This window comes from Pseudomonas sp. GW821-FHT10C09, assembly GCF_059415465.1.
Window position 1 is genome coordinate 148,555 of sequence record NZ_JBWKNG010000002.1, and the last position, 12,346, is coordinate 160,900.

At 60.0% G+C, this 12,346-nt stretch carries 5 protein-coding genes; all 5 read right to left on the reverse strand.

The window, feature by feature from the left end:
- Nucleotides 1-121: 121 nt before the first annotated feature.
- A complete protein-coding gene (locus AC07N8_RS02125) occupies nucleotides 122-1,456 on the reverse strand; it encodes a sigma-54-dependent transcriptional regulator (protein ID WP_483841823.1) in 1,335 nt (444 codons plus the stop codon).
- On the reverse strand, nucleotides 1,450-3,216 hold the full coding sequence (locus tag AC07N8_RS02130; RefSeq protein ID WP_493142409.1) for a sensor histidine kinase: 1,767 nt from the start codon (nucleotides 3,214-3,216) through the stop codon (nucleotides 1,450-1,452). Before AC07N8_RS02130 ends, AC07N8_RS02125 begins: the two co-directional genes overlap by 7 nt.
- Before the next feature lie 97 nt (nucleotides 3,217-3,313).
- Nucleotides 3,314-6,058 (reverse strand): RHS repeat domain-containing protein, encoded by a 2,745-nt coding sequence (locus tag AC07N8_RS02135; protein WP_493142411.1) that lies wholly within the window; start codon nucleotides 6,056-6,058, stop codon nucleotides 3,314-3,316.
- The gene (locus AC07N8_RS02140) at nucleotides 6,055-10,554 is read right to left on the reverse strand and encodes a SpvB/TcaC N-terminal domain-containing protein (RefSeq protein WP_493142413.1); all 4,500 of its coding nucleotides are present in this window, start codon (nucleotides 10,552-10,554) and stop codon (nucleotides 6,055-6,057) included. The genes AC07N8_RS02135 and AC07N8_RS02140 overlap by 4 nt, the downstream gene beginning before the upstream one ends.
- A 237-nt stretch (nucleotides 10,555-10,791) precedes the next feature.
- Nucleotides 10,792-12,315, reverse strand: coding sequence for a fumarate hydratase (locus AC07N8_RS02145; protein ID WP_019581511.1), 1,524 nt, complete (start codon nucleotides 12,313-12,315; stop codon nucleotides 10,792-10,794).
- Between the last annotated feature and the right edge of the window lie 31 nt (nucleotides 12,316-12,346).

Genomic DNA, 12,346 nt, shown 5'->3' on the forward strand with positions numbered 1-12,346 from the left:
ATTTGTGTTGCCTGTTCCGGCCTCTTCGCGAGCAGGCTCGCTCCCACAGTGGATGGGTGTGTACAGTTCAAATGTGGGAGCGAGCCTGCTCGCGAAGGGGCCAGTCCAGCCACTGCAAAAATCAGCTGTCAGTCAGGAACATCTCCCGACTCAACCCATGCCGCTGCATCTTTTCATTAAAAGTCCGGCGCGGCAGTTGCAGCTCTTCAAGCACTGCTTTCACATCCCCCTTGTGCCGGGTCAACGCCGCGCGCAGGCAATGCGCTTCGAACGCTTCCTGCTGCGCTGCCAGCGACTGCCCCGGATCGATGCCCACCGGTTCCGGCTCCCCCAACCCCAGCACTTGCCGTTCGGCAACGTTCGCCAGTTCGCGCACATTGCCCGGCCAGTCGTGGCTCAGCAGATGACTCAGCTGCGGGCCCGTCAACGGTGGAAAGGTCCTTCCCAAACGTTCGGCGGCATTTTGCGCAAACGACTCGAACAACAACGGAATATCTTCGCGCCGATCACGCAACGGCGGCAGCCGCAACTCGGCCACATTCAAGCGATACGCCAAATCCTCACGAAAACGCCCGGCCCGCGCTTCATCCAGCAGATCCGGTTTGGTCGCGGCAATGATCCGCAAATCCACGCGAATACTCTGGTTCGACCCAAGGCGCTCAAGCTTCTGCTCCTGCAACACCCGCAGCAATTTCACCTGCTGGGCCAGGGGCATGCTTTCGATTTCGTCGAGAAACAGCGTGCCGCCATCGGCATATTCGAGCTTGCCGATGCGTTTCCCTGTAGCGCCGGTAAACGCACCGCTTTCATGGCCAAACAACTCGGCCTCGAACAACTGCTCGGGAATCGCCGCGCAGTTAAGCGCCACGAACGGCTTGTCGGCCCGCGGCCCGAAGTCATGCAGGCAACGGGCAACCAGCTCTTTGCCGCTGCCGGTTTCACCGCGGATCAACACGTTGACCGGCAACGCCGCCAGGTCCAGCACTTGCCGACGCAACGTCTGCAAACCACGGGACACGCCGAGCAGGGTGGCGTCGAGTTTGGCGCGGTTGTCGGCCTGCTCATGCAGGGCACGGTTTTCCAAAACCAGCCGACGCTTGTCCAGCGCCCTGCGCAAACTGCTCAGCAGGGTTTCCGGGCTGAAGGGTTTTTCGAGAAAGTCATACGCGCCATCGCGCATCGCTTCGACCGCCATCGGCACATCGCCGTGACCCGTCAGTAGAATCACCGGCAAGTCCGCATCGCGACGCTGGACTTCGGCCAGCAACTCCAGCCCGGTCATGCCGGGCATGCGCACATCGCTGAGGATCACCCCGGGAAAGTGCGCGGGCAATTGCGCCAGGCACTCATCGGCGCGACTGAACAACTGCACCTCGAAACCCGACAGGCTCAGCCATTGTTCGACGGCGCTGCGAATGCTGCTTTCGTCGTCGACCACCATCACTGAATTCAGCATGGGACAGGCGTCTCCAGGTCGATGGGCAAGGTCAGGGTGAACACCGCGCCGTTGCCGTGATTGTCGGCACTCAAGCGTCCGCCCGCTTCGTGAACGATGGCAAACGATACCGCCAGACCAAGGCCTAGGCCATCGCCCACCGGTTTGGTGGTGAAGAACGGGTCGAACACGTTTGGCAGGTGTTCTTCGGCGATGCCGCCACCGTTGTCACTGACCGTCAGGCGCCACAATTGCTCGTCGGCTTCGAGGCGGATTTCCAGGCGCTTGCAGGGTGTGTGCTGCATGGCGTCGAGGGCATTGCGCAGCAGGTTGATCAGCACCTGTTCCAGGCGAATCGCATCGCCGCGCACCCACGCCGGGCGCGTCAGGTGCAGCACCGTGCTGACTTGTTCATCCCGCAGACGCGCATCGAGCAGTTGCAGCGATTGGTCGACCACCGCGGCCAGGTCCAGCCGTTCGCGCAGGCCACTGGGGCTTTTGCGGGCGAAGGTTTTCAGGTGGCCGGTGAGGGCGGCCATGCGTGTGAGCATGTCATCCACCGGTTTCAGCGCCTTGTAGGCGTCGTCGACCCGACCGTGATCGAGCAGCAACCGCAGAGTAGCAAGCTGCATGCGCTGGGCGGTCAGCGGCTGATTGATTTCATGGGCCAGCGCCGCGGACATCTGCCCCAACGCAGCGAGTTTGGCCGATTGCACCAGCCCGTCCTGAGCGGTGCGCAGGTCGCGGGTGCGTTCTTCCACCAGTTGCTCAAGCTCCTCGCGGCTGCGCTGGCGCATTTTCGCCAGGCGCCAGCGTTGATTGAGGAACAGCAACAGAAACACCAGCGCCAGCCACAACCCGGCAGCGGCGAGCGCGGCATTGCGACTGTCTTCGAACGCGACCTGCGGGCGACGCAACAGGTGCAGTGTCCAGCCTTCGGTGGCCAGCGGCAGCGATTCCCACAGGTAATCCGCCGCCCCGTCAGGGCCGACCACCCGCGCCAGATCGCTGTTGTCGTCGAAGCGGCGCAGGGATTGAAACTCAAGCGGCGTCAGCGGTTGTTTGTCGTACTGGCGGGTCGCCTTGAGCGCGGCGTGATCGATGTCGTTCAACGGTTTCAACAGGCGATAGCGCCAGCCCGGCTGATTGGCGATGAAGATGATCCCGCGTGCGTCACTGACCAGCAACGTGTCACTGCCCTGACGCCATTCGCGCTCCAGTTCCGGAAATTCGAGTTTGACTACCATTGCGCCGAGAAACTCGCCGTCGTCGCCAGTCACCGCGCTGGACAGGAAGTACCCCGGAATGCCGCTGGTCACGCCCACCGCGTAAAAGCGCCCGGTGCCTTGGGTGCGGGTCTCACTGAAGTAGGGGCGAAAGCCGTAGTTGTGGCCGACATAACTGCTGGGCAAGCGCCAATTGCTGGCGGCCACGGCGAGGCCGGTGCGGTCGAGCAGTTCGAGGGTCGAGGACTGGGCGGCGCCGTTGATTTTTTCCAGCTTGCGATTCAGTGCGTCCTGTTGCTCAGGCGATACCGTGCCATTGAGGGCTGTGCGCAACTCCGGGTCCAGCGCCAGCACGGCGGGCAGGGCTCGGTAGCGATCGATCAGGGTGTGCAACGAGTTGGCGTACAGCGCCAACTGCTGATTGGCGCGCGCGGCGTCTTCCACCAGGGCCTGACGTTCGGCGTGGCGCATGGCGAAACCGGCAGCCAGCGCCGCGCCCGCCAGGATCAACAAGGTGTACAACGAAAAACGCAGGGTACGAGAGATCGGCAGCATGCTGGCGCTAGCAGGTAGAAAGTCGGGCGGGCACCATAGCATGGCGTGCCCGCCTTAAGAAAAAAGGGGCTCCAGAAGTTCGGGGCCCCCCAATGCTCTACATACGAGTAACAACTGACCTGAGGCTGGAGCTGTTCGAACCGGCAGACCTATAGCTCGAGATGCTTGTGGTGCTCGAACTTCTGGACACGGGTACGGGTATTCGACTTTGTGAACGGCTGGCATTGCTGGATCGCCGAGACAATGTTGGCGGCACCACGGGGAGGGGGTCTATTTCAGACATGCCATAGTGAGGCCCCAATGCTCTGATTGACTCAAGCATATCAATTGTTCTTGATGAACTGCCTATCAAGCTTTCGAGTTTGAGTACTTGATTAATGAGTGTGGTCTGGGCGTTCTCGGGTACTACGCCTGAGGGAAACATCTGTTGCTGGAGAATGGTCGCGTCGAGATTGATTATCAGCGCACTTGCTTCAGCTTTTTTTTCAGCCTTTTCTTTTGTCCCCCTGAACTGGTCAACGTAGCCGCCAACTATCAAGGCCAACGGAGGGCCGATCACCTGTGCAGCAAGGTTCGCGATCAGTCCTTTTGTGGCATAGGCGAGGTTGACAGCTTGGGTTACCTCAAAGGGGGGGACCTCGCCATTTTCCGCTTGAGGCCACGTGGCGGGCAACGACCAGCCCGGGTTAGGCTGAGTCAGTTGTACTGCAAACAATGAGATGTTTGTCGCCAGCGCGGTCACGATGATCGGCGAAGCAGGACTCGAAGTTCCGGTCGGAAGTACCGCCAATCCCAAGGGAGAGTTGATGGCCGATAAAGCCATTCTCTTGCTCCATGCACCCCACTCCTCGACTGGCATGGGGGGAGGTGTCGCAGGGTCTGGGAGGTGGGGGCCGTATTCATTCGCTGCGCCGTCAACGACAGATCCTGTGGATGAACTTTGTTGAGGAGGGAGTGTTATGACTCCACCCATGTCATCAACAAAGTTAATCGGATTGTTTCCCACCATCTGATAAAGATTCAATCCATCCACGGCCCCCAACGGATCCGGATTGATCCACCTCCACAACCACGGCGCGTAATACCGCAACCCGTAGTAGTAGAGCCCACTGACATCCATCTCCTTACCCGAATAGCGAATGGTCTTGTAGCTGACTTCCAGCGCCGAGTCCGCCATCAGCCACGCCGTGCCGCCAAACGGGTAGTAAGCTTCGTGGCTGATCAACTGGGCGTTTCGATCAAGCTCCATGACGCTGGAGCCCAAGTGATCGTCGAGGCTGTAGCGCAACTGATCCTGATCGATACCGTCGGGTTTTTTGCTGACCCAGTGCAGGCAACGAACACTGCCTCGCCCACCGGGTACTGCAATGACGTGCAGTTCTTCGCCATTGTCGCGGGTGCGGATTTCCAGCCCCGGCAGGTAAATCACCTGGTGGAAGTGCGTGGTCGATGGCGTATGGGTTTCGTGGCGTTTGAAGACGCGCGTGCCCTGACTGTAGCGATACGTTTCCTCATCGTCGAGGCTGTCTTCACGGTGAACCAGCGTCGCCGATGCCAGCTGATCGCGGTTGTTCCAGTGCAGGGGCCGTCCCGGGTTCGAGGCCCGGAGGTTGCCATGGCGGTCGAACAAGCTGTCGAAATCTGGGGCGGGATCTCCCTCTTTATGACGCACGCCCCGGTTGCTGTTCGGGTCGATGAACATCTGTTGGGTGTAGCCGCCCACCGCACGCTCATGGATCAACTTGATCAGGTTGCCGCCGGAGTCGTAGGTGTAGGTTTGCTTGTAGTTGAGATGATTGTTGGGATCACTCGGCAGAGGGCGGCCCGGCAGGTCTGAGCCTGGGGTGGCGTCATGGCCGGTGGCGCCAGTCAGCTGGTACAGCGAGTTGTAGCTAAATTCGCGGTGGCCATCGATAAGCTGATTGGCGAAGTGCACCGGTTTAAAGGTGAGGTCGTCGATGCGCAAGGCGTTACCGACGCGGTCGTAAAAGTACTCGAAGTGCTGGAGCAGGGCTTGCCCCGGTACACCAGCGGTCAACGTCGCGAGACGAGCTTCGGCCTCGTCGTAAGTCCAGGTGCTGAGCACGGTGTTGCCGGCCTGTTGCTCAATGATCTGGCCGGCGGCGTTGTACCGGGCCGCTTCCAGAACAGCCTGCCAGGCGCCTGTGGGTTCAAGCAGCAGGTGAACCTGGTGCAGTTGCCCGGCGATGTCGTACCGCATCCGTTGCTGATGATCACCGGCATCGGTCTGGGTCAACAACGCGCCGTGCGGGTTGTAGGTTCGGCTGCTGGCGAAGGTGCCGGCTTCGGTGAGGGTTCGACTGTCGCGCAACGGCTGGCCCTTGAGGCTGAAGCTGCTGAGCTCCAATGCGCCAGAGGGATCGGTTTGTCGGATCATCTGACCGCGAAGATTGTGGCTCGGGTCAGCCAGTGCAGTGGCGTAGGTATAAGCGTCCACGGTGTCTTGGTCGCTTTCTTCAAGCGTGAGCAGGCGCAATTGGTTGTCGTAAGTGCTGCGCCAATGATTGCCGCGATGATCCCAGTGCTGGAGGATTTCACCGGCCAGCCCCTTCAGGGTTGTGCGCCTGCCGGCGTCGACACTGTCAACGTTTGCCGGTTGCCCGGCAAGGGTGTAAATCGTCGACAGGTTGGGCTTGGGGGCGTCGGTCAGTCGCGCGTCCCGTTGCTCTACGAGCCGCCCGGGAGCGTCAAAGCATTGCCGGGTTATGAGGGATTGCGTGGTACCGCCCGCGACATCGCGCAAGTAGGCCATCTGGCGTACCGCCAGACCCCGGGCATCATTGGACGTCACTGACGGGGTTTTCCAGTCGACGGTGTTCATTCGCGCTTGCCTGCCTTGAACCCTTGCGCGCCCGTCGCGACATGGGTGTCATTGAAATCCATTCTGGTGGTGGACCAGGGGTGAATGATTTCCAGCGCGACATCCCCTTTGGCGTTGATGATCTTGATCAGGCGGCCGAGGACGTCGTAGTAACTTTTGTCGTGATAGCCGAAATCCCTGAAAGAGTGGTCATGGATGTAGCCATAGGCATTGGCGAAATAGGGGCGATAGGTGCGTACCGCCAACCCCTTGTTGTTGTATTCCACGCGCTCGCTGATGCGCCAGCGTTGCTCGGCATGCGCCACTTTCGGCTGGCCGTTTTCGATCACCAGTTCGCCGTTTTCCACCACATAAGCCTCTCCAGGCTCTACCCGTTGCTGGGTTTGCAGGGCCCGTCCGAATCCATCGACGATACTCACAATGGTGTGGATTTGCGGCTCTTCTTCATCGTAGTAATAGCGGTCGGCGGCCAGGACGACGCTGTGGACCGGCGCGCGAAGGTTGTTCAGCAGCAGGTCCCACAATGCTTGCTCTGCCGGCGTCCGGGTCTTGAGCCGTGACAGGCGCAGTCGGGCGCTGGCGCGGATGTGAAGGCCAGGCAGCACGTAGCCTTGCAGGATCCAGTCGGTGAGCCAGTCGGGCTTTTGACTCACGGTCTCAGAAAGCCTGCCCATCCAGCTGAACAGATCCTTGCGAAAGGTGCTGGCAGCATTTTGCAGCGCCTCCTTGGGGAATTCGATCGCCACACTCGGGCTTAGGTTTTCGGGGCGGATGTAGTCGCTAATGCGCAGGAAGCCGGCGGGCACGCCGTTTTCTGTTCCGTAAAATGTAGTTGTGTGCGGACTGCCGGACGGATCGTAAAGGGCTTCTTCAACGTTTTCGTTGGCATCAATGATGCGCAGCGGTTGCAGTGAGTGGTAGTCATACTCGACGCGAGTGGTGCAGCCATCCGCTAGTTCGACACTGAGGGTTGCGAAAGCGTACTCGTCGCTGGTCGCCTTGGTCACGCCATGGCTCGGGGTGTCGTTGAATTCAATCACCCGGTAGAAGCGATCGAGGTCTGCATACCGGGCAAAGTTGTATTGGCTGGACCAAAGATTTCTTAGTGTGTCTTCTTCCTCATCCGCCTCTTTGTCCGTCCCGAGAAACAGCGGCATACACAAATAACCGATCTTCGTCAGTTCCTCCCGGATATCAATGGGAGGGCTAACGTTGCCGTAGACCTCCAGCGCCGTCTTGTTCAGTTGCGCCATTTCCAGCGGGCCTGCCAAAGCCTCGAACTCGGCGGTGCCGTCCGGCATCACCGTTTGCCCCTGGGTGTTGAGGTAGCGCTGCACTGTTTGCGCGGTCAGCTCCCGCCCGGTCGCCCATTCGGCGCAAGTGAACAGGTCAATGAACGACTCATAGCCAATGGCTTCGGGGTTCAGGCCCGCCGGTGCAGCGCCCTTGGGCAAGACCAGCGCATTGCCACGTTGCTGATAGGGCAGGCCGAGCCTCCAGCCTTGCAGGTCGACCAGATGAATAAATCTGGCGCGGGTTTCGGCCAGGTAATAGGACTGTTGAGCCGGGTCATGGGCGTCGCTCCACCATTTGCGTTCATCGATATCGGTAAAGGGTGGCTCATCAAGCTCAGTCAGGCGCCGGGCATAACTGACCGTAATGCTGTGGGTGGTCAACCCGAATGCATCCCGCCCCAGGTTAAGGACATGGCGGATCAGTGGGTCATTGATGAAGCGCTCAGAGTGGTAGCTGATGGTTTCCAGCGGCGACACCATCAACACGTTGTCAGGATCGTGCTGACCGCGCTCACGTACTTCACGGACGATGTAGCGGGACTGTTCGACCAGGAACGGAGTGGCCGGGTCATTCTCCGCATAGGTTTCTACGCGCAGCACATTACCGGCAAGCGCGCGGGCGATTTCGTGGGCGGTGGCTTCATCGTCAGGCGTAATGAGTTCTTCACACTCGTCGCCCGGGTGAAAACGACAAAACAGCGTTTTGCCCAACGGGTGTGCCTCGGCGTCACCGTTGAAGTAACTCTCGCCAGGCATGTCGATCTGTTGGCCGGTATGAAACCAGGTGCAGACCAACGCCGGCGCGGTAAAGCTTTCGTCTTCGCCCGAGCCGGTTTCGCTGTCGGTCTGGTGCAGTAACCCGAAGCCACGGAACTCCCGATCCCGGTCGTCGTAGTAACCCTGAAAGTAACGGAAAAACTGGCTCAGGCGATTGCCGGTGATTTCATCGAGCTGGCTTTGATGGCTCACCACCTGGATGGCGAAGGGCAGGTGACAGGTGAGGTGGGTGCTGGTTTTTTCGTCCAGCCATTCTTGTGCCGAACTGCGATACACCACCTCAGTGCTGCACCCCATGTTGTTATTGCTGGCGATCATCACGTACGGCTTGGCGCTGACGAAGTCATAGCGCCAGTGCTGGGGTTTGATGTGTGGAACGGTCAGGATCAGGCTGGCGCAGCCCAGGCCTTGCAGGTCGGCGAGCGTCACCTGGCACAGGTTGTCGTAACGCACGCCTTCGGGCCAGGAAACCCGAGTAGGGGTCAGTTCAATACCATTGCCGCCGAGGTTGAGATAAATATCGAACCCGTCGGAATTCAGATAGATCAGCGCCGGGGCACCCGAGCCATTCAAATCGGCGATACGCACACGTGCCGCGTCGAAGGTGGCGTAATCGAACGTCGGGCCTTCGATGACAAATCCCGTGCCGAATGAGCCGTTCCCAAGGTTCGGCCAGCATTTGATTTCGTCGTGGCGGATGCGGCACAACTCGGTGGTGTCGCTACCCAGCAGGTTGCCCAGAAACACCAGTTCGCTGCGCGAGTTACTGAACAATGGCAGACGGTCATCCTCCGGTGTGTGGTCGACGTCTTCGCCTACGGCGAAGCCTTCCTCGCGGCGATTGGCGTACAGGCGAACAGCGTTGGGGCCGATCAATACCAACGAGCTGAGGCCATTGCCCTGCAAGTCCCCCAATTGCGACAGGACCATGAAAAACTCTAGCGGGAACGCCTTGAACGGAATAAACCCTGACCAGCTTCGATCCGGGTTCAAGGCATGGAAACCCGCCACACCGGGTTGGGCGATGACCCAGTCCAGGCGACCGTTTCCGGTCAGGTCCAGCAGGGCTTGATGACTTTGCTTGCTGCGGTCGGCGACCGGAATGTCGTCGAGCGCAGTCCATGGGCCATAGGTGATGCGATCGCCGCCGGCGAGGTCACGCAGGGGTTCGCGGTAGTACCAGCATTGGTCATAGCGACACAGGAAACCCGGCAACCCCTCGCCGAACAGGTCGATGCATTGATAGTGCTGGCCGTCCTCGATACCTGGCATGTTGTCGAACGGGAAAAACGCTGACGGCTGCGTATTGAGTTCAGCACCCGAATACTCGAACTCGATTGGCGGCATGCTTTCCACGGCACCGCTGGCGTCGTACGCCTGATAATGCGCCGCGATGATTTGGCTGTAGGACCAAGGCTCTACGTTGCCGGAGTACTCCAGCAGCAGGCGGCGGACCAGCGCCGGTTCGTTACCCAGCTCCGCAAAGGTGTGAAACACCAGCACTTGCCGGCAGAGGCGGCGGGTGCCGACTTCAAAGCCCTGGCCATAGGATGAAAAGGGGTCATTGCGGACCAGCCACGGCTTGAGCGTCGGGCCGTCATAAACCGGTTTATCCGTCAGTTCCAGCGTGCGTTCGCCGTAGTCGAACACCACGTGAAAGAGCCACGAAGGTGTCGGTGTCTGTGGCAGTTCCCAGCCGTACAAATCCGCACACGCAGCAAGGTTGCCGTAGAACACGTGATGCAAATATCGTTGCGCGCGGTAGTCGCGCGGGTCAGGAAGTTCGCTCGGTTCCTCTGACCGATATACGTAGCGGATATGCTCGCCATGGGCGTTCACGCTTTCCTGCAACAGCCACGCTGACACATGCAGTGGCGCTTGCGGGTCTGCAATGCGCGAACTGTGGTCTTTGCCGAAAAGGTGCAGGCTGCCGTCCGGGGCGTGCACCAGCCAGAAGCCTTGGGGGGTGGACACGGAACGCCAGAACTCGACGAGCTCGAACGTCTGTTCTACCCGCGGCCGATACCGCACCACCGTATGGTCGCCAATCGATTGGCCACGGTATTGGCTTTCGACTCTGGACTGGATGTTGCCGTCGGCATAGCGTTCGGGCATCAGTTTTTCGCCGGCGGTGTTGAGGAACACGTCGTCGTCGAGATAACGCGGCACGCCTTTTTTGGTTTGGCGGGTGATGGCCGAGAGGCCCAAATACCAGCCGACACCGAATACACCGTTCCCTGACTGGCTGCTGTAGTTCAGTGATAACTGAGGATCAAAGCCTCGGCCGGGTGAAAAAGGCAGCGGCAACATAAATGACGCGACTCCGGTCGGCCCCACCTTGCCCCAGCTTTTGCCGATGGTGGCGATCGAAGCACTTTTTGCAATCGAGGGTTCAGTGATACTCAGGGACGTTTGGTCTGGCATGGGGCTGATCCTGGTTTGGCGTGGCGCTCGCCCGTGGCGACGGAATCCGCTGGGTGGGTCAGACGCTAACAAGATAGGCGCCCTGCGTAACCTGTCAGATCTGACAGGTAGAGAGGGTTTTTCAAGATCAGTTTGCTGTAAGAAACACGGTTTTAATGCCATTGGCATTATTTACAGGCAAAAAAACGGCCGGGTCACCTTCAGGCAACCCAGCCGTTGTTTGGCCAGCTGAAGCGCTTACTGCACTTCTACTGCCAGGCTTTCACTGATCTTTTTCTGCCAAATGGCAGGACCGGTGATGTGAACCGACTCGCCCTTGCTGTCGACAGCAACAGTCACTGGCATGTCTTTCACGTCGAACTCGTAGATGGCTTCCATCCCCAGTTCGGCGAACGCCACGACGCGGGATTTCTTGATGGCTTGCGCCACCAGGTAAGCCGCGCCGCCGACTGCCATCAGGTAAACAGCCTTGTGGTCCTTGATCGCTTCGATCGCGGTAGGGCCGCGCTCGGATTTGCCGATCATGCCCAGCAGGCCGGTTTGCTCGAGGATCTGACGGGTGAACTTGTCCATCCGCGTGGCGGTGGTCGGGCCGGCAGGGCCCACCACTTCTTCGCGCACCGGATCAACCGGGCCGACGTAGTAGATGAAGCGACCCTTGAGGTCCACTGGCAAGGTTTCACCCTTGTTCAGCATCTCGACCATGCGCTTGTGCGCCGCGTCGCGACCGGTGAGCATCTTGCCGTTGAGCAGGACAGTTTCGCCCGGCTTCCAGCTCTGCACTTCTTCCGGGGTCAGGGTGTCGAGGTTGACGCGACGGGCCGACGGGCCGGCTTCCCAGACGATTTCCGGGTAGGCGTCCAGCGGTGGCGCTTCCAGCGAAGCAGGGCCGGAACCGTCGAGCACGAAGTGCGCGTGACGGGTGGCGGCGCAGTTCGGGATCATGCACACCGGCAACGAAGCGGCGTGAGTCGGGTAATCCATGATCTTCACATCGAGCACGGTGGTCAGGCCACCCAGGCCCTGGGCGCCGATGCCCAGTTGGTTGACCTTCTCGAACAGCTCCAGACGCATTTCTTCAATGCGGTTCTGTGGGCCACGCGCTTTCAGCTCGTGAATGTCGATGGATTCCATCAACACTTCCTTGGCCATGACCGCGGCTTTCTCGGCGGTGCCGCCGATGCCGATGCCGAGCATGCCCGGTGGGCACCAGCCGGCGCCCATGGTCGGAACGGTCTTCAGAACCCAGTCGACGATCGAGTCGGACGGGTTGAGCATGGCCATTTTCGACTTGTTCTCGGAACCGCCGCCCTTGGCCGCCACGTCCACTTCCACGGTGTTACCCGGAACGATGGAGTAGTGAATAACGGCCGGGGTGTTGTCCTTGGTGTTTTTACGAGCGCCCGCCGGGTCGGCGAGGATCGAGGCACGCAGAACGTTTTCCGGCAGGTTGTAAGCCCGGCGCACGCCTTCGTTGATCATGTCGTCCAGGCCCATGGTGGCGCCATCCCAACGTACGTCCATGCCCACACGAACGAACACGGTCACGATGCCGGTGTCCTGGCAGATCGGGCGGTGGCCGGTGGCACACATGCGCGAGTTGATCAGGATTTGCGCGATGGAGTCGCGCGCGGCCGGCGATTCTTCACGCAGGTAGGCTTCGTGCATCGCCTGGATGAAGTCAACGGGGTGGTAATAGGAAATGAACTGCAGGGCGTCGGCAACGCTCTGAATCAGGTCGTCTTGCTTGATCACGGTCATGAGTCGCGCTCCTCTAAAAGACGGGAACATT